The 21,759-nt window shown below is 38.7% G+C and carries 26 protein-coding genes; 18 read left to right on the top strand and 8 right to left on the bottom strand.

Annotation, left to right across the window (positions count from 1 at the left end):
* Positions 1–84 precede the first annotated feature (84 nt).
* From secA to ACP6L2_RS13485, 5 genes are read left to right on the top strand one after another with little or no spacing between them, the layout of a single operon-like run.
* On the top strand, positions 85–3,384 hold the full coding sequence (gene secA / locus ACP6L2_RS13505) for a preprotein translocase subunit SecA (protein WP_440509870.1): 3,300 nt from the start codon (positions 85–87) through the stop codon (positions 3,382–3,384).
* A gap of 7 nt (positions 3,385–3,391) precedes the next feature.
* Positions 3,392–3,844, top strand: coding sequence for an SPOR domain-containing protein (locus tag ACP6L2_RS13500; RefSeq protein WP_440509869.1), 453 nt, complete (start codon positions 3,392–3,394; stop codon positions 3,842–3,844).
* Positions 3,845–3,856: 12 nt separating this feature from the next.
* Positions 3,857–5,050 (top strand): M20 metallopeptidase family protein, encoded by a 1,194-nt coding sequence (locus tag ACP6L2_RS13495; protein WP_440509868.1) that lies wholly within the window; start codon positions 3,857–3,859, stop codon positions 5,048–5,050.
* A 6-nt stretch (positions 5,051–5,056) separates the two neighbouring features.
* Positions 5,057–5,629, top strand: a complete 573-nt coding sequence (locus ACP6L2_RS13490; protein ID WP_440509867.1) for a hypothetical protein — start codon at positions 5,057–5,059, stop codon at positions 5,627–5,629.
* Positions 5,626–6,114: a GNAT family N-acetyltransferase gene (locus ACP6L2_RS13485; RefSeq protein ID WP_440509866.1), complete on the top strand. Its 489-nt coding sequence runs from the start codon at positions 5,626–5,628 to the stop codon at positions 6,112–6,114. Before ACP6L2_RS13490 ends, ACP6L2_RS13485 begins: the two co-directional genes overlap by 4 nt.
* Here the strand turns inward: ACP6L2_RS13485 and ACP6L2_RS13480 are convergent.
* Positions 6,103–7,404: a M28 family metallopeptidase gene (locus ACP6L2_RS13480; protein ID WP_440509865.1), complete on the bottom strand. Its 1,302-nt coding sequence runs from the start codon at positions 7,402–7,404 to the stop codon at positions 6,103–6,105. The two genes, ACP6L2_RS13485 and ACP6L2_RS13480, sit on opposite strands and share 12 nt — an antisense overlap.
* A 151-nt stretch (positions 7,405–7,555) precedes the next feature.
* On the opposite strand from ACP6L2_RS13480, the gene ACP6L2_RS13475 reads away from it, so the two are divergent.
* The 4 genes from ACP6L2_RS13475 (at position 7,556) to ACP6L2_RS13460 (ending at position 10,073) form a co-directional block, all read left to right on the top strand.
* Positions 7,556–7,870 carry a rhodanese-like domain-containing protein gene (locus tag ACP6L2_RS13475; protein WP_344675281.1) on the top strand — a complete coding sequence of 105 codons (315 nt, stop codon included), beginning with the start codon at positions 7,556–7,558 and terminating at the stop codon, positions 7,868–7,870.
* 199 nt (positions 7,871–8,069) lie between these two features.
* Positions 8,070–9,494: a Glu/Leu/Phe/Val family dehydrogenase gene (locus tag ACP6L2_RS13470; protein WP_440509864.1), complete on the top strand. Its 1,425-nt coding sequence runs from the start codon at positions 8,070–8,072 to the stop codon at positions 9,492–9,494.
* A 34-nt stretch (positions 9,495–9,528) separates the two neighbouring features.
* Positions 9,529–9,834, top strand: a complete 306-nt coding sequence (locus tag ACP6L2_RS13465) for a hypothetical protein (protein ID WP_440509863.1) — start codon at positions 9,529–9,531, stop codon at positions 9,832–9,834.
* Complete coding sequence (locus ACP6L2_RS13460) at positions 9,831–10,073, top strand: DUF6358 family protein (protein ID WP_440509862.1); 243 nt, start codon at positions 9,831–9,833, stop codon at positions 10,071–10,073. The genes ACP6L2_RS13465 and ACP6L2_RS13460 overlap by 4 nt, the downstream gene beginning before the upstream one ends.
* Before the next feature lie 450 nt (positions 10,074–10,523).
* On the opposite strand, the gene gcvT is transcribed toward ACP6L2_RS13460, so the two are convergent.
* The 5 genes from gcvT to ACP6L2_RS13435 all read right to left on the bottom strand — a co-directional run bounded on the left by gcvT (position 10,524) and on the right by ACP6L2_RS13435 (position 14,090).
* Entirely contained in the window at positions 10,524–11,603 is a 1,080-nt protein-coding gene (gcvT, locus tag ACP6L2_RS13455) for a glycine cleavage system aminomethyltransferase GcvT (RefSeq protein WP_440509861.1), read from the bottom strand.
* A 201-nt stretch (positions 11,604–11,804) separates the two neighbouring features.
* On the bottom strand, positions 11,805–12,491 hold the full coding sequence (locus tag ACP6L2_RS13450; protein ID WP_440509860.1) for a pseudouridine synthase: 687 nt from the start codon (positions 12,489–12,491) through the stop codon (positions 11,805–11,807).
* Positions 12,491–12,859, bottom strand: coding sequence for a DUF4359 domain-containing protein (locus ACP6L2_RS13445; protein WP_440509859.1), 369 nt, complete (start codon positions 12,857–12,859; stop codon positions 12,491–12,493). Before ACP6L2_RS13445 ends, ACP6L2_RS13450 begins: the two co-directional genes overlap by 1 nt.
* A 33-nt stretch (positions 12,860–12,892) precedes the next feature.
* Entirely contained in the window at positions 12,893–13,372 is a 480-nt protein-coding gene (locus tag ACP6L2_RS13440) for a DUF4112 domain-containing protein (RefSeq protein ID WP_440509858.1), read from the bottom strand.
* 1 nt (position 13,373) lies between these two features.
* Entirely contained in the window at positions 13,374–14,090 is a 717-nt protein-coding gene (locus ACP6L2_RS13435; protein ID WP_440509857.1) for an SIMPL domain-containing protein, read from the bottom strand.
* Between the two features lie 147 nt (positions 14,091–14,237).
* Here ACP6L2_RS13435 and ACP6L2_RS13430 point away from each other — a divergent pair, with 147 nt between their 5' ends.
* Complete coding sequence (locus tag ACP6L2_RS13430; RefSeq protein WP_440509856.1) at positions 14,238–14,429, top strand: cold-shock protein; 192 nt, start codon at positions 14,238–14,240, stop codon at positions 14,427–14,429.
* 176 nt (positions 14,430–14,605) lie between these two features.
* Here the strand turns inward: ACP6L2_RS13430 and recO are convergent, their stop codons facing one another.
* Complete coding sequence (recO, locus tag ACP6L2_RS13425) at positions 14,606–15,322, bottom strand: DNA repair protein RecO (RefSeq protein WP_440509855.1); 717 nt, start codon at positions 15,320–15,322, stop codon at positions 14,606–14,608.
* A gap of 21 nt (positions 15,323–15,343) precedes the next feature.
* Positions 15,344–15,490, bottom strand: coding sequence for a hypothetical protein (locus ACP6L2_RS13420; RefSeq protein ID WP_440509854.1), 147 nt, complete (start codon positions 15,488–15,490; stop codon positions 15,344–15,346).
* Positions 15,491–15,771: 281 nt separating this feature from the next.
* Between ACP6L2_RS13420 and rpmB the strand changes: the two genes are divergently transcribed.
* From rpmB to ACP6L2_RS13380, 8 genes are all read left to right on the top strand, one after another.
* Positions 15,772–16,005 (top strand): 50S ribosomal protein L28, encoded by a 234-nt coding sequence (gene rpmB / locus ACP6L2_RS13415; protein ID WP_094258637.1) that lies wholly within the window; start codon positions 15,772–15,774, stop codon positions 16,003–16,005.
* 75 nt (positions 16,006–16,080) lie between these two features.
* Positions 16,081–16,263, top strand: a complete 183-nt coding sequence (gene rpmG / locus ACP6L2_RS13410; protein WP_002998409.1) for a 50S ribosomal protein L33 — start codon at positions 16,081–16,083, stop codon at positions 16,261–16,263.
* A gap of 43 nt (positions 16,264–16,306) precedes the next feature.
* The gene (locus tag ACP6L2_RS13405) at positions 16,307–16,468 is read left to right on the top strand and encodes a DUF4295 domain-containing protein (RefSeq protein WP_344675292.1); all 162 of its coding nucleotides are present in this window, start codon (positions 16,307–16,309) and stop codon (positions 16,466–16,468) included.
* 143 nt (positions 16,469–16,611) lie between these two features.
* Positions 16,612–17,574 (top strand): signal recognition particle-docking protein FtsY, encoded by a 963-nt coding sequence (ftsY, locus tag ACP6L2_RS13400; protein WP_344675293.1) that lies wholly within the window; start codon positions 16,612–16,614, stop codon positions 17,572–17,574.
* 15 nt (positions 17,575–17,589) lie between these two features.
* The gene (gene rimO / locus ACP6L2_RS13395) at positions 17,590–18,924 is read left to right on the top strand and encodes a 30S ribosomal protein S12 methylthiotransferase RimO (protein ID WP_440509853.1); all 1,335 of its coding nucleotides are present in this window, start codon (positions 17,590–17,592) and stop codon (positions 18,922–18,924) included.
* A gap of 94 nt (positions 18,925–19,018) precedes the next feature.
* Positions 19,019–20,608 (top strand): bacillithiol biosynthesis cysteine-adding enzyme BshC, encoded by a 1,590-nt coding sequence (bshC, locus tag ACP6L2_RS13390; RefSeq protein ID WP_440509852.1) that lies wholly within the window; start codon positions 19,019–19,021, stop codon positions 20,606–20,608.
* Positions 20,609–20,610: 2 nt separating this feature from the next.
* Complete coding sequence (locus ACP6L2_RS13385; RefSeq protein ID WP_440509851.1) at positions 20,611–21,213, top strand: Crp/Fnr family transcriptional regulator; 603 nt, start codon at positions 20,611–20,613, stop codon at positions 21,211–21,213.
* A gap of 63 nt (positions 21,214–21,276) precedes the next feature.
* The gene (locus ACP6L2_RS13380; protein ID WP_440509850.1) at positions 21,277–21,735 is read left to right on the top strand and encodes a hypothetical protein; all 459 of its coding nucleotides are present in this window, start codon (positions 21,277–21,279) and stop codon (positions 21,733–21,735) included.
* Positions 21,736–21,759: the final 24 nt, after the last annotated feature.

Below are 21,759 nucleotides of genomic sequence, written 5' to 3'. Positions count from 1 at the left end.
CTAAATTTGCCCGATTGATGTCAAAATGTCTGCTTATATTGTTTGGAGTCATTATTGTACATGCGAAAACAGAAATAGAATATTATGTTAAAATTTTTAAGCAAATTATTTGGTAGCAAATCCGAACGCGATATCAAAGCTATCATGCCAATTGTAAATAAGATCAAGGAAGAATATGATAAATTGTCGGGTTTAACGCATGATGAGCTTCGAGCAAAGACTCAAGAGTTTAAGCAACGGATAAGCACCTATTTGCAAGAAATTGACAATGAAATCAACGAATTAAAGAATACAGCAGAGTCAACTGAAGACATGGAGGAAAAAACATCCATCTATGATAAGATTGACAAACTGACAAAAGATAGAGATAAAAAGCTTGAGGAAATATTATTGGAAATATTACCTGAAGCTTTTGCTGTTGTTAAGGATACTGCACGCCGCTTTACCGAAAATAAGGAAGTGGAAGTTACAGCTTCTGAATTCGACAGAGATTTAGCTGCTCGCAAGCCTAATGTTACCATTAATGGTGACAAAGCTGTTTGGCAGAATACTTGGAATGCTGCAGGTACTGAAGTTACCTGGAATATGATCCACTATGATGTACAGTTGATCGGTGGTATTGTATTACACCAAGGTAAAATCGCCGAGATGTCTACAGGTGAGGGTAAAACTTTAGTAGGAACTCTTCCTACTTACCTGAATGCATTAGCAGGACATGGTATACATATCGTAACGGTGAATGATTACTTAGCACGTCGTGACTCGGAATGGAATGGTCCAATCTTCGAATTCCATGGAATGAGTGTAGACTGTATTGATAAGCACCAGCCAAATTCACCTCAACGTCGTCAAGCTTATTTGGCAGATATCGTTTATGGAACGAACAATGAATTCGGTTTTGACTACTTACGTGATAACATGACCAATACTAAAGAGGCCATGGTACAACGTAAGCTTCACTTCGCTATGATTGATGAGGTTGACTCCGTTTTAATTGACGATGCTCGTACGCCTTTAATCATCTCTGGTCCTATCCCTATGGGTGACCAACACGAATTCCACCAATTGAAACCAAGAATTGAACGTTTAGTAAATGCTCAAAAAGGATATATCAATGTGGTATTGAATGAAGCGAAGAAAGCGATTGCTGCTGGTGATACGGATGTGGAAAAAGGTGGTTTAGCCTTATTACGTGCTTACCGTGGTCTTCCAAAAAATAAAGCTTTAATTAAGTTCTTGTCGGAAAGCAATCACCGTCAAATCTTACAAAAAGTAGAAAACTACTATATGCAAGAGCAGAACCGTCAAATGCCTAAGGCAGATGCGGAATTGTTCTTCGTAATTGATGAGAAAAACAATCAAGTAGAATTAACTGAAAAAGGAATCGAATTAATTACGGCAACTGGAGAAGATCCAAGTTTCTTCATCTTACCAGATGTAGGTACTGAGATTGCTGAAATCGAGAAATCAAATGCTCCTTTAGAAGAAAAAGCTGCTCAAAAAGAAGAGTTGATGCGTGACTACTCCATCAAATCTGAGCGTATTCACTCCATCAACCAATTGTTAAAGGCTTACACCTTATTTGAGCGTGATGACCAATACATCGTTGATGAAGGCAAGGTAAAGATTGTTGATGAGCAAACTGGTCGTATTATGGATGGACGTCGTTACTCTGACGGACTTCACCAAGCGATTGAAGCAAAAGAGAATGTGAAAGTAGAAGATGCTACACAGACTTATGCAACAATTACCCTTCAGAACTACTTCCGTATGTACCACAAACTATCAGGTATGACGGGTACTGCTTCTACAGAAGCTGGAGAGCTTTGGGAAATCTATAAATTAGATGTTGTTGAAATCCCAACAAATAGACAAATTCAACGTGATGACCGTCAAGATTTTATCTACCGTACGGCACGTGAGAAATACAATGCGGTAGCTCAAGAAATCCAAACATTAACAGAACAAGGCCGTCCGGTATTGGTGGGTACTACTTCAGTTGAGATTTCCGAGTTATTAAGCCGTATGTTGAAACTTCGTGGCGTGAAGCACAACGTATTGAACGCGAAGTTACACCAAAAAGAAGCTGATATTGTTGCTGAAGCTGGTCGCCCAGGACAAGTAACCATCGCTACGAATATGGCTGGTCGTGGTACAGATATTAAATTAACCGAGGAAGTAATCAATGCTGGCGGTTTAGCAATTATCGGTACAGAGCGTCACGAGTCACGTCGTGTTGACCGTCAGTTAAGAGGTCGTGCAGGACGTCAAGGTGACCCAGGATCATCTCAATTCTTCGTTTCCTTAGAAGATCCTTTGATGCGTCTATTCGCGTCTGAGCGTATCTCTAACCTAATGGTGAAGATGGGTGTTGAAGAAGGCGAAGTGATGCAACACAGTATGTTAACCAAATCTATTGAACGTGCGCAACGTAAAGTAGAAGAAAACAACTTCGGTATCCGTAAGCGTCTTTTGGAATACGATGATGTAATGAACTCACAACGTTCTGTAATCTATACAAAACGTAAAAATGCTTTATTTGGAGAACGTTTAGATGTTGACTTGAATAACACGATCTACGACGTAGTAGAAGATGTGGTATTGCAAGCAAAAGAAGACAATTCTTTCGATGAGTTCCAAATTGAAGTAATCCGTGTATTCGCTGTTAACCCAGAGATTACAGCAGATGAATTTGCATCTAACTCTACCGATCAAATCGTAGAGAAGTTGTTCAATCAAGTAATTGAATTCTATCACCGTAAGCTAGAGCACATTGCAGAGCAGACCCTACCGGTATTGACGAATGTATTGGCTGAGCGTGGTGGTATGATTGAAAATATCATTATTCCGTTTACAGATGGAATTCGTGGCATTCAAGTTGCTACAAATCTTCAAAAAGCTGTAGAAACTAACGGTAAAGAAGTATTCAAATCTTTCGAGAAAGGTATTGTATTGGCCTTGATCGATGATGCTTGGAAAGAGCATTTACGTGAAATGGATGATTTGAAACAATCTGTTCAGAATGCTGTTTATGAACAAAAGGACCCAATCATCATTTATAAGATGGAGGCCTACAACTTGTTCAAAACGATGTTAGCAGGAATGAATAAAGATGTGGTAAGCTTCTTGTTCAAAGGAGAAATCCCGGGTCAACAACAACAACCGCAAAACATTCAAGCAGCTCGCCCAGAAGCGCCTAAGGTAAAAGTTACTGAAACCAAAGAAGAGCTTAGTTCACCTACAGGTGTGTCCGAAGAAGACTTAAATACACAAGAACCTCAAGTGACACAACCTATCCGTAAGGAACAAGCTATCGGTAGAAATGACGAATGCCCTTGTGGTTCTGGTTTGAAGTACAAGAACTGTCACGGAAAACAAGGATAATATTAACATGATAAATAGAGGATTTATAGTAGTTTGCTTCATCTTTTTGGCCATTCCATTTGCTAAAGCGCAAGAAGGAAAAGTTGAAGTGGTAAAAGATACCCTGATTAGTTTATTGCAGGAATATCGTGCATTCTATTCCATAAATCCTACTGCTTCTAAAGCGGTAAGTTTGGAACCTAAAACCATAGACAAATCGAAGGCTCGCCGGGTAAAAGTCCGTGGTTTTAGGGTACAGATTTATTCTGGCAGCAATCGGAACGAAGCAACGAATGTGCAAAACAGTTTCATTCGTCAAAACTCTGATATGAATGCCTACCTTGACTATGTAGAACCTAATTATCGGGTAAAGGTCGGCGATTTCACCAGTCGCTCTGAAGCTACAGCATACATGCGCCGTCTGCGAGGAACATACAAGAATGTATTTGTGTTCGTCGAGGATGTGTGGACATGGCAATAGTGGAGGAATAACATGTCACCAATCAAGCAAAGGGTTCAAGAACTCGCTGAATCCTATTTTCAAGATACGGTAGAAACCCGTAGATTCTTACATCAACACCCTGAACTTTCTTTTGAGGAATATAACACCTCGGCCTTTGTAAAACGTACTTTAGACGATTTGCAAATTCCTTATGAAGCGATGGCTAACACGGGTGTAGTTGCTATCATTAAAGGAAATCTTCCCGGAGATAAGGTTTTAGCGCTGCGTGCCGATATGGATGCACTGCCTATTACAGAGGTTGATGGTCGAAGTTATGGCTCTCAAAATCCAGGTGTCATGCATGCTTGTGGACACGATGTGCATACCTCTTCCCTTTTGGGTGTTGCCAAGATTCTTAATAGCTTGAAGGATAACTTCGCAGGTTCCGTAAAATTGATTTTTCAACCAGGTGAAGAAAGATTACCGGGTGGAGCATCCTTGATGATCAAGGAAGGTGTATTGGAAAATCCAACTCCCCAAGGCATTATTGGACAACATGTCATGCCTTTTATAGAAACTGGTAAAGTAGGCTTCCGCTCTGGAAAATACATGGCTTCCTGTGACGAATTGTTTATGACTATTCGAGGAAAGGGTGGTCATGGTGCTCAACCTCATCAAAATATTGATCCTATTGCGATCAGCGCACAGGTTATTACCGCTATGCAGCAGATAGTAAGCAGAAATGCAGACCCAAGGACGCCATCTGTCTTATCTTGGGGAAAGATTGTCGGCAATGGCGCTACGAACGTGATTCCTGAGGAAGTTTACCTCGAGGGCACCTTCCGTACCTTTGACGAGGATTGGCGCGCTGAGGCTCACGAAAAGATGCTTAAAATGGCTGTCGGTATTGCGGAGAGCATGGGGGCCACCTGTGACTTCGAAGTTCGTAAAGGCTACCCTTTCTTAATCAATGAACCACAAATAACCGCCCTGGCTAGAAACCTAGCTGTAGAGTATTTGGGTGAAGAAAATGTATTGGAATTGGATTTATGGCCTGCAGCTGAAGATTTCGCTTATTACTCCCAAGAAACTAATGCTTGTTTTTATCGTCTTGGAACACGTAATGAAGAAAAGGGAATTACCTCTGCTGTTCATACCTCAACTTTTGATATTGACGAAAAGGCCTTAAAAACCTCTATTGGATTAATGGCTTTTATCGCTATAAATTATTTAGGTCAAGCTTAAATCAGTATGTCTTCGCATCACATCGTTCGGGAAAATCAGGAGCCGGCTTTGTTTATTGCCGATCCGTATTTATTGTCGGAAGACCACTTGCATCAATTATTGGAATGGAGTCCAACCGTAATTACACTGTCCGAACAGTACGAAACCCTCAAATCACTAGGTATGAAGGTGGATGTATTGCTAGCAGATGAGAAGACAAAACTTGACTTTCTTGAAGAAAACCTAGTCCTTATTCCCTATTCGGAGGATTTCCTGCCCTTTCTTTTTCAATTTTTGGCAGAAAGAAAGAATTATGCTGTCAACCTGATTTTAAAGGACTTAAACCTAGCTTCCTTAAAAGCCTATCTTGATGATTTTAATATCAATATCCTACAAGGAAACAGAAAAATACTTTTTGTAAAGCAGTATGAGAAGTGGCTTCCCAAAGGACATCAATTGAGCTTGCCTATTCAGGACACAGCTATTATTTCCTTCTCAAATACAGAGCAGATCGCGGATAGAACTTTTCAAGTGTTGGAGGATGGCTTTGTCAAAATGGAGCCGCAGTCGGATTATGTACCCTTAGCTGAAGAAATATGATCAATATTATTCAAGCCAAACCAAGTGATGCATTTACCATTCATACCTTAGCCCATGCTATTTGGTATCCTACCTATCAGGACGTACTGGCGAAAGACCAAATAGACTTTATGCTGGCCAAAATGTATTCTGAAGAAGCCATACAGAGCGCTATGGCAGATAACAGCCTGTTTTATATCATGCAGGAAAACAACATCCCCATTGGCTTTATTGCTGTCAAAGAAATACAAGAAGTATTACGAATTGATAAACTGTATCTTTTACCGAATACCCAAGGCAAAGGCTTAGGAAGTCAATTGTTGGAATTTGCTGGTCAATTAGCTTTAGACAAAGGGATTGATATTTTAGAATTAAATGTTAATCGATATAATAAGGCCTACCATTTTTACCTGAAACAAGGCTTTGAGGTAGTAGAGACAGTAGATATTCCCTACTACCAGTATTTCTTGAATGATTATGTGATGCAGAAGCGTCTAATCCCTTAATTTCTCAACTCTCGAAGGCGTTTGTTCTCCTTTTACAATTCCAATCGCTCCTTGAGCAATAGCTTCAATACTTGATTTAATATTTTGGATATCCAAGGTGCTCACCTCATCTTTAACGGTATGGTAGTAGCTATCCTTGTCGATCTGAGAAGTGGAGAAAGTATGCGCAGGTACTCCTAAAGCTGCTAACACTGCATTATCGCTGCGGTAAAACAAATTCTGGGTTGTATATGGATCCGGATGAAATGTAAATGCTGTTCCTTTTAAATTCTCTTGCATTAATTTCCCCAAATCCGAAGCAGGATAACCAGTAATATATAAGCTATTCGGACCAAATTTTGAATCCTTACCTATCATCTCAATATTGATCATGGCAACCACTTGATCTGGATTAATATTATTCGAGAAGTACTTCGACCCGAACATACCGATCTCCTCTGCGGTAAATGCCACGAATATCAAAGTACGTTCATTGTTATTCATTTTCTTGTAATAACGGGCCAGCTCAATCATGGCCGTTGTGCCTGATGCATCATCATCTGCTCCGTTAGCTATGGAATCTTGTCCCTGTGCAGGAAGAATACCTATATGGTCATAATGACAGGAAAATACCACATATTCATTCGGTTTGGTCTTTCCTGGGATGACCGCTGCCACATTGAACATCTCAAAATCATTCACTGTTTTATTGTGAGTAACAGTAATGTTCTTCGAACTTTCTTCCGCAACCATAAAAACCTTTCCGCTAGATGCTATAGAGCCTTTGTTTGCCCCTTTGATACTGATGTTTTCACGGTCATAAATGCGCTTAAACCGTGCTAAGAACGCCGCATGCTTTTTATCCACAAAGACAAAAGCACTTTCAGGGTCTTTCTGAACCAGCTCACGAAAGCGTTGCGAGAAATCGTCATCTGGGCCTATACTCACTCTTTTGATCTTCGTGTTGCTGCTATCGTAGTTTCCGACGATTAAAAAAGAAGCTGGATCTAAAACTTTTCCATCGATTTCCACAGCCTGTATGCCACTTTTACTGCGTTCTACGAAAAAGGATTGACGATAATTATCACCGATATAGGGTTTTAAACCGATCTCTTTAAATTCGGCAGCAATAAAATCTGCTGCTTTACCGATGTCCGGTAGAGAAAGTGCTGAACGTCCTCGCATATCATCGGATGCTAAGGTATTCAAGATGCGAGAAATATTCGCAGTGCTGGTTATTTCCGCATTTTGTGCATGCCCAAAATGGATAGCTAAACCTATGCTTATGGCTGTTAGTAATATTCGTTTCATGATTATTGATTGGTGATTTTAAAATTACGGTAGAAAGAGCAAATAACTTAGATTTTTTGGTCACATATTTGCTATCAAAACCATTGAAGATAACAATTTTTATAAATTTAGTAAAAGGTTAGAAATAAGTATATTTGATAAAAAGTAGATCATGAAAGAAATTAGCGTTCAAGAATTAAAAGATATGATGGATCATAACGTTGAGTTTCAACTCATTGACGTTCGTGAGCCTTTTGAGTATGAGGTTTCCAATCTGAATGGCATTAACATCCCATTATCAGGAGTTGTTATTGAGTCAGAAAAGATTTCTCGAGATATTCCCGTTGTTATACAATGTCGTTCTGGAAAGCGCAGTGCACAAGCTGTGATGCTCTTGGAACAAGAAGGATTTACTAATCTTTCTAACTTATCAGGCGGAATTTTAGCATGGAAAGATGCTTTTGATCCAGAAATGGATGTTTATTAATAAACACTGAGTTAATAAAAAAGCCCAAGGACTACTTGGGCTTTTTTATTTTGACGGTTTTCTTGCATATCTTTTAAAATATTGTCGACTTTGTTGAAAAAAGAGAAAAAATGTGCTTTTCTCAGGCTTTACTGTTGTAAAAATATTAAAAGAGCTAACTTTATATTATTATTCCAAATGTAAACAAATAGATTATTCTATGTCTAAAGAAGCCAACACAACGCACAGTTTCTTCCAAGGGGTAGCGCGTAACTTTGACAAAGCTGCAAAGTTCACGAAGTTCTCACCCGGAATCCTAGATCAGATCAAAGCCTGTAATTCGATATTACGTGTTAAGTTTCCAGTAAAAATCGGAGACGGAATCGAAGTAATCGAGGCTTATCGAGTTCAACACTCTCACCATAAACTTCCTTGTAAAGGTGGTATCCGCTTTTCCATGGAGGTCGATCAAGATGAGGTAATGGCTTTAGCATCCTTGATGACCTACAAATGTGCCATCGTGAATGTTCCATTCGGTGGTGCTAAAGGTGGTATTAAGATCGATGCCAAAAAGTATAGCGAATATGAGCTAGAGAAAATCACGCGCCGTTATACTACAGAGTTAGTCAAAAAGAATTTTATTGGTCCTGGTACAGACGTGCCTGCTCCGGATTATGGTACGGGTGCTCGAGAGATGAGTTGGATCGTGGATACATATACCACGCTGAATCCAAACGAAATCAATGCACAGGCATGTGTAACGGGTAAACCAATCTCACAAGGCGGTGTACGAGGGCGTACGGAGGCGACAGGTTTAGGTGTGTTCTTCGGCATACGCGAAGCGTGTAAAGTACAAGAGGATATGGATGCCCTAGGTTTGACCTTAGGTGTTGAAGATAAACGTGTCATCGTACAAGGTTTAGGTAATGTGGGTTACCACGCAGCAAAATATTTTCAAGAAGCAGGTTCTAAACTTGTCGGATTGATCGAATACGAAGGAGCAATCTATTCTGAAGATGGATTAGACCTAGAAGCTGTTGTTGCCCATAGAAAACAAACAGGTTCTATCTTGAACTTCCCAGGTGCTACTAATATTGAAGAATCTGCAAAAGGATTGGAATATCCGTGTGATATCTTGATTCCTGCAGCATTGGAATCTGTAATCCATGCTGGTAATGCGGATCGTATCCAAGCAAAAATCGTAGGGGAAGCAGCAAATGGTCCTTTAACACCTGATGCTGATGATATCTTCCACAAAAAAGGTATTCTTGTTATTCCTGATATTTACCTGAATGCAGGTGGTGTAACCGTGTCTTATTTTGAATGGTTGAAAAACTTAAGCCATGTTCGCTATGGTCGTCTTGAAAAACGCTTCAGCGAAAACATGTATGCGGAAATCCTTAACATCATTGAGTCGATGACCAATCAGAAAGTGTCCAAATTAGAGCGTAAAATCATCTTACGTGGACCAGATGAGGTAGATTTAGTGTATTCTGGATTAGAAGACACTATGATTGGATCTTACCAAGAAATCCACCAGATCTGGAAGCATACCGAAGGTGTAGAAGACCTACGTACTGCGGCATTTATCTGTGCCATCAATAAAGTAGGCGAATCTTACAAAGAATTAGGAATCTTCCCATAAGCCAAGGCTTATAATTTTCCTTACCTTTGTTCACATGAACAAGGCATATCAGCAGACTAAACAGGCCTTCCTGTTTAGTCTGACTTTTTATATACTCTCCATATTGTTGATTCTGTTTAAAGTGGGCTTTGCCCCCATTATGCTCAGCATATCCATGTTGCTATCACTGATATGGGTGGTGATGGTATTGCTCGAGATCATGAAATCACCAAGAATTGACAATAAAGAACGTATGCTTTTGGCATTGTTTATTATCTTTTTCAATATTATCGGCGGAATCGCTTATTTTTACCTACTTCGTGATCGAGTTACTGGAATAAAAATTATCAAAAAGAAATGACTAAGAAATTCATATTAAATATTGTCCTGAATCTAGGAATCGTATTCCTGGTACTAAGTGGTGTTGCTGGGTATAATAGTGGCAATATGCTCTTCCTAGGGCTGTCTATCGCCTTGATGGTTGTATTAATCTATCTGAAAGTGGTCTTGTTGAAACAGGTCAATCGGGATGTACAACAGAAACAAGTTGAAAAAATGAAGCAACAACAAGTGCAAAGCAAAAAAAGGACTAAGAGATAGTCCTTTTTTTATGCATTCTTCTATCCTAATAAAGGAATCTATCTTTTGCCCTACGTGCTAATCCCCTAATTAATTCTTCGTATTTCCACCCACTTTGCTTTGCTACTCATGCGCAATTTCATTGGATCTGGTATGGATCTTCTTCGGATCTCGTTCGCTTCTAACCGAACGAGATCCGAAGGAGTTCCGAACAAGTTCCGAAGGAGATCCGTAAGAGTGTCGAAGGAAACTGGTGTGAGAGACGATGAGACAACAGACAAAAGACGCCAGAAAGTAGACTTTGTGATTAGGCAACTGTCTGTCAAATAGCCATTTGATTAATGCGAAATTTGTTGTTTAGAGCTTACTGATTTAATGGATAATGGTCTTGTGGAACAATTCATGTTTTACGTGGAACATAGACATAAAAAAAGGCCCCTATAAGGAGCCTTTTAATTATTTATTTTTGAACTATTTTACAAAAGGAGGTTTTTTAACAACCGCTTTGATTGGTTGATTACGGATAGAGATGAAAATCTCTGTACCGTCTTTAGCGAATGCTGTATCAACATATCCTAAACCGATTGATTTTTTCAAAGATGGAGATTGTGTTCCAGAAGTTACACGGCCGATTTTGTTTCCATCAGCATCTACGATCTCATAATCATGACGAGGAATACCTCTATCAATCATTTCGAATCCAACAAGTTTCTGCGATACACCTTGTTCTTTTTCTGCTTTTAAGTTTTCGGAATTCACGAAGTCCTTAGTGAACTTAGTCACCCAACCTAAACCTGCAGCAAGTGGAGATGTTTTATCGTCAATATCATTACCGTATAAACAAAAGCCCATTTCTAAACGTAAAGTATCACGAGCACCTAAACCAATAGGCTTAATTCCATAAGGTTTTCCAGCTTCCATGATAGCGTCCCATACTTGTTGGGCATGTTCATTCGCTACATAGATTTCAAAGCCACCAGCACCAGTATAACCTGTTGCTGATACTAATACATTGTCAACACCTGCAAATACACCTTTTTGGAAAGAATAGTACTCCATTGGAGCTAATTCGATATCAGTTAGGGTTTGTAGGGCATCAGCTGCTTTAGGTCCTTGAATAGCAAACAACGATGTCTCATCGGAGATGTCTTTCATCTCAACACCGAAATCATTGTATTTGCTGATCCAGTTCCAATCTTTTTCAATGTTCGATGCATTTACCACTAATAAGTAGGTTTTGTCATCGATTTTATACGTTAAGAAATCATCTACAACACCACCTTCTTCATTAGGAATGTAGCCGTATTGTACTTTTCCATCATAAAGTTTAGAAGCATCGTTCGAAGAGATCTTTTGAATAAGGTCTAGGGCTTTTTCGCCTTTAAGGATAAATTCTCCCATATGGCTCACATCAAAAATGCCTACGCCTGTACGCACGGTCTCATGTTCATCATTAATACCTGTATATTGAACAGGCATATTAAATCCGGCAAATGGAACCATCTTGGCGCCTAAAGCGATGTGCACGTTTGTTAACGCAGTATTTTTCATGATAATTCAATGAGTTTTAGTTCTTACAAAAATAGAAATTTATACGACAAAAGGGGCTTCATTTACTAAAAGTTAAGGAAATAGCATGCAATCGATTTAAACCCTAAATAAAGTGGGAATTAGGAAATATATCCGTTGTTTTCCTAAAGATTTCGTAAATAATCCAGCTTTTTGTTGCGATTATCTCGTTGATTTTCGCTGCTAAATCGCAGAAATATGTAAAATCTGTAGCGCTCGTTGGAATTCCGGTTGTAGATTTGCCGAAATTTCAATCCATTCCTTGGTCCTTGGATGTTTAAATTCTATTTTACTTGCATGAAGCAACATGGTATCGTGCTCAAAGGTTTCCTTCCAAAGTTTATTCTGCTTATTACAGCCGTGTGGCCTATCTCCTATGATGGGATGGAAAATATGCGCGAAATGCCTTCTTAGTTGATGCATTCTTCCTGTTTGAGGTATCGCCTTAACCAAAGTATATCTGGAAGTTGGAAACTTACCGAAGGGCAGGTCTATCTCGGTCTTTTCGACAATCTCAAAACGAGTTAATGCTTCTTGGAGGGTGCCATTTTCTTTTTTGAGGGGATAATCTATTTCAGCATCAGCTTCTGGATGTCCTCTTAATACCGCGAGGTATTCTTTTTTTATCTGGTTATTGGCGAAGGCTTGTTGAATTAAGCTGTCCATTTCCTTGTTCAAGGAAAACAGCAGTACACCGCCTGTTTTTCTATCCAAACGATGAGCCGGATAAACAGCTTGACCGATTTGGTCCCTCAAGAGTTGAAGTGCAAATTCGGAAGTGTCAGCAGCTATGGAAGATCGATGGACTAGAAGACCGTGGGGCTTATTGATAGCGATGAGATCCTCATCACGGTAAAGAATCTCCAGCATTATTGTTTTTTCAAAGCATTGATTAGCTGATCGGCTTTCTCGTCCAGTTTAGGACTAATCCAGACTTGGCTGAATGCTCCTCCCCCAATAATAATCTGTTCCCCATTCCAATTTATTTTACTTAAGCTAAATAAGTAATAATTGGAAGTCGTGGTGTACGAGTTGATAAATTCGCTAACCACTTGATCGCCAAATAACATCGTTCCAAGATCGACAGCATCTTGATGCTCGTATTGGAGTTGTTTCTTTAAGATCTCTTTTGCTTTGTCCGCAAGTTTGCTTTCTATTTTCTCCTTAGAAGGATTGGTAAAAACAGCAATCAGCATAATTGCAACAAGACTTAGGGCGAAAATTCGGGTTTTGCTCATGGGACAAAGGTAATGCTATTTTGCTATTAACTATTAAAAGATGCCGTTAAATAGCCATACGGTTAAGGCATACATGAGGTATATAAATCCTAAAATTAGGACAAATAAGATGATGGCTATGGTTAATAGGATACCCATTCCAGAGCCTTGATGTTTGTTTTCGTAGTAATGCTCGCGCAGTAATTTGATGTTCTTGTCGTTTGCTTTATTAAAAAAGTCAAAGACATTGCCTAACAAAGGGATAGATCCCAGGATTGCATCGTAAGTAACGTTTAAGAGCATCCTTATGGTCAGTTTTCCACTGGTTCCATTACGATACATGACTGATACCAATACCAGAGAAATGATCAATGTGGCAATCTGTCCTGCAAAGGGAATAAAATTTAATATGGGGTCTAATCCAAAGCGGAAATTACCAATGCGGAATCGGCTATCCATTAAAACAGATAGCCGTTCCACCCATTGGAAATCTTTATTAATCTTATCTAATTTGTTCGCGTAGCGATTCTCCATTTTACTTTAATTCGAAAACAGCGTCAATGTTGCAAGTCAATTTGATTGGACGGATATCCAAATCAACCCCAGTGCCAGCACCATCCATCTCTGCATTGGCGGTTTTAGCCATAGCGTACATGCGTGGTTGCGGCATGATTTCATTCCAGTTTACATTGCTGTTGTCGTTGATCATCAAGGCCTTCCCTACTGTTCCACCATCTGCACTAGCCAAGATATCTGCGTTAGTGCGTGCATCCTTTACAGCTGCGGTCTTTAGTTCTTTCTCAATTTGTCTCTTTTGAGAATGATCGTATCCAGCGATCGATGTGCTTTGCAAACCTTTAGCATCTACCTCATCCATCATCTTGTTTAAATTGTTCAAGTTGGTAACCTTGATGCGGTATTGTCTTGATTGCAAGAGCTCATTATTTTTCTTCTTCGTTTCAGCGTTGTAGCTGTAGATATTTTGAATGGTAAAGTCCTCTTTTTTTACACCATTTTTCATCGCCGCATCAAAGAGTTGTTTCTCTAAAGTCTCTATACTTACCTTCCTTTTGCTGTTACCATCTTGGTAGTATTCTTTAAGAGAAATGGACAAATAAATAATGTCTGGAGTTACTTCCCTTTCGGCGTAACCTCGTGTAGAAACCCTTCTGCTGTTTTCCATAAGTGAATTTTGGGCTTGGGCAGTGAACACTGCGGTAAATAAAACGAGTACTGTTAAAATCTTTTTCATATGTATATGTGTCTTAAAATGAGAATGGCAAAAACCTTTCCAAAAAATAGACAGTTGAAATAGAGGATTGTTTAATGGGAAAGGACAAAAAATAAATTCATTTTTAGAAAAATAATAATATCTTTAAAAAAAACAATAATTAATAACATGCAAGAAGGAGTAGTAAAATTCTTTAATGAAGCCAAAGGTTTCGGCTTCATCATTCCAAACTCAGGAGAGGGCGAAATTTTCGTTCACGTTTCTGGTTTAATAGACAAGGTTCGTGAAAAAGATCATGTTTCTTACGAGGTGGAACAAGGCCGTAAAGGTCTTAACGCGGTAAATGTAAAACTTATCTAAGAAATAGATTCAAAATATATTTATTGTGTAAAAGCCCATTAGAGCTGTCTGGTGGGCTTTTTCATGCTTTAAACTTTCCTTTAAATAGAACTTTCCTTTACCTCTTCCTTTTCTTAAAAGCGAAATAAATGTTTTAACACCTATAAAACATTGCCTGCAGTTTGCAGTTAAAATAATTACCCGAAAATTTCCTCTAAAATATACAAGGAGTTTAGCTCTCCAAAGTTCTCTGTATGCAAGCGGTAATAGTCCACTACTTTTTGGAGGATAAATGCACGATCGGACTTGCTCAATTTAATTTTGTTACAATCCTGAAAATTTTCCTGTAACAAATCTCGAAACAAGGAAGAATAGGGCTCTGCGAGTACTTGTATGTGCGCCGGCATGATAGAAGTAAATTGCCCTTCTTGCAAATCGAAGTATGGTTTTTTGCTAATCGCAGGCTTAAAACCCAAGAAGTGTGTAAGCTTCAATAGGAAAATAAGGTGATAGTTCGCTAATCCGTCCTTGGCTTCGTCCAGCCAGATGATGGCATTCTCTAAGAACTGATATAAATGTGGATCAGGGTGTTGATGTCGCAGGACTTTATACAGCACCTCATTGAGAAACATGGCTAAAGAACTTTTAACAATATCCAAAGGGATACTGGTCAATGTAGGGCTCTGTTGAGCATCTTTGATTCGCTGTAGATTGTTGTTTTCTTTATTATAGACAACTAAATCCAATAAATGGAAGGGTTGCAGAATGTTGGTGTGGATCTTTGCCTTTGGCTTTCTTGCCCCGTTTATCAGGTAAGATTGTAAACCCAATTGCTCGGTATATATCTGAGCTACGACAGAGCTTTCCGAATAATTGGTGATCTTAAGTGGGATGCCTTTGGTCTGAACCAACATTATCTTCCTGGATGTTTTAGATTATTTTTTCTTGTTGTTGCGGTCATCAAGGATACTGTCACGATCTATCTTCCGAAAGAGTCGATAAACCAAGGTTATGAATCCCCAACCAAATAAGATAACCCCTACTGTCATCAATAGCTTATACCAATTATTCTCTTCTCCCATAAGGATATAGCTGAAATATACACAGAGAATTCCGCTGATTGTGAGGGAAAGTCCCTTAATAAGATACCTGTTCATTGTGAATTGTTGAAAACTATTGTTTGGCTTGCTACATTAATGCTGATGCAAAATACAGTATTTTTGTTGGATTCTAAGGTTCCTCCCAACAATTTTAAAATAATTCCTAAATTATTATTGTATTTCCGAAAAGAAATATAGATATTTGCACACTCGTTTCTAAAGGAGACGATTATATATAGGAACAACAATAAAAATCGAATATCATGTCAAGAATTTGTGATTTAACAGGCAAGACGGCATTAAAAGGAAATAACGTATCACACTCGAACGTTAAGACAAAACGTAAATTCTATCCAAATTTACAGACCAAGCGTTTTTACATTCCAGAAGAGGACCGTTGGATTACTTTGAAAGTATCTACTTCTGCAATTAAAACGATCAATAAAAACGGTATTACAGCATCGATCGAGAAATTCATTAAAAAGGGTCATATTTAATAGATAGACGCCTGTTGTAATCAGCATAAAAAAGAATCATGAAATTCACCCGTGAGGGTATAAATAAGTAAGACAATGGCAAAAAAAGGAAATAGAGTACAGGTTATCCTTGAGTGTACTGAACACAAAGAAAGCGGTCTTCCGGGAATGTCTCGTTATATTACCACGAAGAACAAAAAGAACACAACTGAGCGTTTAGAATTGAAAAAATTCAACCCAGTATTGAGAAAAGTAACTGTTCATAAAGAAATTAAGTAATCAACACGGGTAGCTATGCTATCCCTAATAAAAATATAATACCATGGCAAAGAAAGCGGTTGCATCATTACAAAAAGGTGGTGGTAAAGAGTATACTAAAGTTATTATTACCACTAAATCTGCAAAAACTGGTGCCTATACTTTCAAAGAAAGTATGGTTCACAACGACAAAGTAAAAGAGGTTGTTGCTGCAGGATCTAAATAAGCAGATCGATATTCCTTTTTTTAAAGTTTTTCTTTAAAAATCTTATTCATAGCCGTTTTGGTATCCCCAAAAGGGCTTTTTTAGTATCTCGCATTTCAGTATATTTGATTCATCATCATTCCGAAATTTAACACAGTCATTACATGGGATTATTTGATTTTTTTAAGAAGAAACAAGAGAGCGGTGAAGCACAAGAAGCACTAGACAAAGGCTTAGAGAAGACCAAAGAAGGGTTCTTTTCAAAGATTACGCGTGCTGTTGTAGGAAAATCAACCATTGACGATGATGTGTTGGATAACCTGGAGGAAGTATTGGTTACTTCTGATGTCGGTGTAACCACCACATTGAAGATTGTTGATCGAATCCAAAAGCGAGTTGCTCAAGATAAATATGTCTCAACGGATGACCTTCATCACCTGTTGAAAGACGAGATTCAAGGCTTACTAGCCGAGAATAATAGCAATGACTTTGAAACATTTGAATATGGAAACCAAAAACCATATGTCATAATGGTAGTCGGAGTCAATGGGGTTGGTAAGACAACGACCATTGGAAAATTAGCACATCAGTTAAAAGCAGCGGGCAATAAAGTTGTCCTTGGTGCAGCAGATACTTTCCGTGCTGCCGCAGTTGACCAGATTCAATTGTGGGGAGAACGTGTAGGCGTTCGTGTAGTAGCTCAACCAATGGGATCTGATCCGGCTTCTGTTGCTTATGATACGGTAAAATCTGCCGTGGCAAATGGAGATGATGTTGCCATCATCGATACTGCCGGTCGTTTGCATAATAAAGTTGGCTTAATGAACGAGTTGACCAAGATTAAAAATGTTATGCAGAAGGTTATCCCTAATGCACCACATGAAATCTTATTGGTATTGGATGCCTCAACCGGACAGAACGCTATAGAACAAGCGACACAGTTTACTCAAGCTACGGATGTGAATGCCTTGGCACTAACCAAATTGGATGGAACAGCCAAAGGTGGTGTGGTGATCGGTATTTCTGATCAATTCAAAATTCCTGTTAAATACATTGGAGTAGGGGAGAAGATTGGTGATTTACAGCTATTTAACAAAAAAGACTTTGTAGACTCGCTCTTCAAATAGGTCTACTATTTTAATATGAAAACTAAGAAAGCACAAATAGGAACAACCGTACAAAAGCCACGTGTAAATGTGGTTACTTTAGGATGTTCTAAAAATATACACGATAGCGAAGTCCTTATGGGACAACTGAAAGGCAACCAATTGGATGTGGTCCATGAAGCGACTAATATCCAAGCTTCGGATATCGTGGTAATCAATACCTGTGGATTTATTGATAATGCAAAACAAGAATCCATAGATACTATTCTTCAATTCTCCGAACTTAAAGAGCAGGGAAAAGTTAACAAGGTCATCGTGACGGGCTGTTTATCTGAACGCTACAAGCCTGAACTAGAGTCGGAAATCCCGAATGTAGATGCTTTTTTCGGCACGAATGATCTTCCTGATTTATTATCCAGTATCGGAGCAGATTATCGCCATGAGTTATTAGGCGAGCGTTTATTGACTACACCTTCGCATTTTTCTTATTTCAAGATTGCGGAAGGCTGTAATAGACCATGCTCATTTTGTGCTATTCCTTTGATGCGTGGTAAACACGTATCCAAGTCAATCGATGATTTAGTTAAAGAAGCTAAATTCTTAGCATCTAACGGTACGAAAGAGTTGATCTTGATTGCTCAAGATTTAACGTATTACGGATTGGATATTTATGGTAAACGTAATTTATCTGATTTGATGCGTCATCTGTCTGATGTAGATGGCATTGAATGGATCCGCTTACAATATGCTTACCCTTCTGGATTCCCTATGGATATTCTTGATGCGATGAACGAGCGTTCTAACATTTGTAATTACTTGGACATGCCGTTGCAGCATATCTCAGACAATATGTTAACATCCATGCGTCGTGGTACTAGTAAGCAGAAACAAATTGATTTAGTTAATAAAATTAGAGATAAAGTTCCTGATATTGCGTTGAGAACAACCTTAATCTGTGGTTACCCAGGTGAGACAGAACAAGACTTCCAAGAGATGTTGGAATGGGTAGAGGATACTCGTTTTGATCGTTTAGGATGTTTTACTTATTCTCATGAGGAGAAAACGCATGCTCACAACTTGGAGGACAACGTTCCGGAGGAAGTTAAGCAAGAGCGTGTTGATCAAATCATGGAAGTACAACAAGGTATTTCTTATGATATTAACCAAACGAAAGTAGGTAAGGAGTTCAAGGTATTGGTGGATCGTGTAGATGGGGATTACTTTATTGGTAGAACCGAATATGACTCACCGGAGGTGGATAATGAAGTAGTTCTTGATGCCAAGTCCAACTACGCTCGTATTGGTGATTTCGTTCAAGTGAAGGTGGACCGTGCAGAAGACTTCGATCTCTACGGCAGTATTGTCAAATAACTGAAAGAATATAAGGCAGGCGACTGCCTTTTTTTTATTTTTCGTACTTTGTGTAGCGATTGCCTGTATTTTTGTTTGAATTTAATAGTACTAGATGAAGGCCACCTATATTGATTACACTGACACCAATAGTTTTTCAAAAACCCTTTTAGCTTATATCAAAGCTGATGAGCCTTTGAGCCCATTCTATGGTAACAAGCCAACCTTTGAGGGATTTGAAAAACAGATTGCCTTAAAGCAAGGATTCAAATTCCGAAATATATTAGTTGATCAACTTCGTGATCAATACGGTGACTTATTAAAGGACTCTCCTGAGGTTGCTAAGAATATTCAGCTTCTGCAAGATGAGCACACCTTTACGGTGACCACCGGACACCAACTTAATATCTTTACTGGTCCTTTATATTTTATTTTCAAGATCGTTACAGCAATCCGATTGGCAGAAGACCTGAAGAAGCAATTTCCCAATAAGGAGTTTATACCGGTATATTGGATGGCTACAGAAGATCATGATTTTGCCGAAATTAATAATACCCGAGTATTTGGTAAAAAGATTACTTGGGAAGAGGATGCTAAGTCGGCAACGGGTAGAATGGATACTTCCACTATGACGGAGGTCATCAAGCAATACACCCAAACTTTCGGTTTGTCGGATATTGCTACTAAGCTTACCGAGATGGTTGATGATGCCTATGCTAAGGAATTGAACCTGGCTGATGCTACCAGAACCTTTGTTAATAGCCTATTTAAAGATTATGGACTGCTGATTATTGATGCGGATAGAGCGGGTTTTAAAGCGCTTTTCTCCCCAATAATGGAAACCGATATTTTAGAAGAAAAAAGTTTTAAAGCGATCAATACAACAAATGATGCTTTAGAAGAATTGGGGTACAGTACGCAAGTACATGCTAGAGAGATTAATTTTTTCTACTTGACTGATGAGTTTAGAGAACGTATTGTTCGACTTCCTGACGGCCGATTCGAGATCTTACATCAGAATATATATTTTACAGAAGCGGAAATAAAGAAAGAGATTCAAGAACATCCGGAACGCTTTAGTCCTAATGTGGTGATGCGTCCGATGTATCAAGAAGTAATTCTTCCTAATTTAGCTTATATCGGTGGAGGTGCAGAGATTGTCTATTGGTTGCAGTTGAAAGCTAATTTTGACCAATATAAAGTTACTTTCCCTATCCTTATACCGCGGAATTCAGCCTTGATTGGTGATGATAGCTTAGCTAGTAAGATATATCGATTGGATTTGACCTTTAAGAGCATCTTCAAGCCACTTAATACCTTGAAGAATGACTATGTGAAGCGGAAGACCAAACAGCGCTTACAGCTGCAGGATGAGTGGATGGAGATGAACGCGATCTTTATGCGTATTAAACTTCGTGCACACAAGATTGACCCGACATTATCTGCAAGTACAGATGCGGTGAAAGCGCGCTTGAAGAAAGCAATGAATAACCTGGAAAAGAAATTCCTAAAAGCAGAAAAGCGTAATCATGAGGATGCCTTGATTCAAATAGAACGCATTAAGGATAAGTTATTTCCCGGTGGTGGATTGCAAGAAAGAACCGATAATTTTGCCGTGCTTTATCTGAAATACGGGGATGATTTGATTAAGGAATTGATCAAAGCATTCAATCCACTAGACTTTAAATTTACGATTTTGTATTAGACATGAGTGAGAACCAATTGACTTCAAGTAATTTTTATCAATATTATAAGGAGAAGGCGCAGCTTTCTGACGAGGATTTTTCTAAGTTAATGCCCTATATTGATTTTAGAGAGCTTGCTCATAACCAGTATGTCATGCGGGCTGGTGAGGTGTGTAAGCATTTTCTTTTTGTTGAAGAAGGCCTATTGCAGTTTTTGTCTTTGGATGAAAAGGGAGGAGAGCACATCCTTCAGTTTGCCCCTGAGAATTGGTTAGTGTCCGACCGATCCAGTATGTATTTTGATGAACCTTCCTTATATTTCATTAAGGCAATAGAGCCTAGTAAGGTGGTGTTTCTACATCCTAAATTCTTTTCCGAAGCAGCAAAATTGCAAGTGAACTTTTCCTTGTTTACAGAGACATCCTTGCAACGTAGTATCTATTTTCTACAACGTCGGATTAACTCTCTATTAGCCATGACAGCTAAAGAGCGCTATCTGGAATTTATGGAAATGTATCCAAGCTTACTATTGCGGGTTCCGCAATGGATGATTGCCTCATATTTGGGAATTACACCGGAGAGTTTAAGCCGAGTAAGAAGAGAGATCGCTAAGGATAGTTTCTAAAAAATTGGCTGTAGCGTTTCGTGTAAGTTAATCGTTTATAGTGCAATCAATTATTCACACGCTATGATACACAAATCTATTAAAGGGTTATTTTCTCTGTTAATTATTACAACCCTGCTAATCTCCTGTAAGAAAGATAATCTGAATTCAGATTTTAATTTTGATGCTACACTTGCCTATGGAATGGTTCCATGGACTTATATTACTATCAATGATAAAGATATTGTGGTCTATTCTAAGCAGCCAGACAACAATAGTAAACCAAATAAGAGAACCTTTAAAACAACAACAGAAGAGCTTAATCAAATAAAAGACCTTATAAACAATTTAAAATTAATGGAATTGAAGGTGGACGAATGCGATAGATGCAGAGATGGCGTTGATTTAATCGCCAATATCCGGTTTGAAGGCAAGTCTAATAAGTTTTCTTTGGGAGGCTTAGATCCCGAGGAAAAATATAAACCGTTATGGCATTTTTTTCGTAGAATTGAATTATGGTTACAAGATAATTATTTATACTAAAATTAGAACCGCTATATGGCGGTT

The sequence above is a fragment of the Sphingobacterium lactis genome, from assembly GCF_051951495.1.
Classification (GTDB): domain Bacteria; phylum Bacteroidota; class Bacteroidia; order Sphingobacteriales; family Sphingobacteriaceae; genus Sphingobacterium; species Sphingobacterium lactis_A.
Note: the sequence above shows the minus strand (reverse complement) of the source record. Positions and strands in the feature narration are given on the sequence as shown.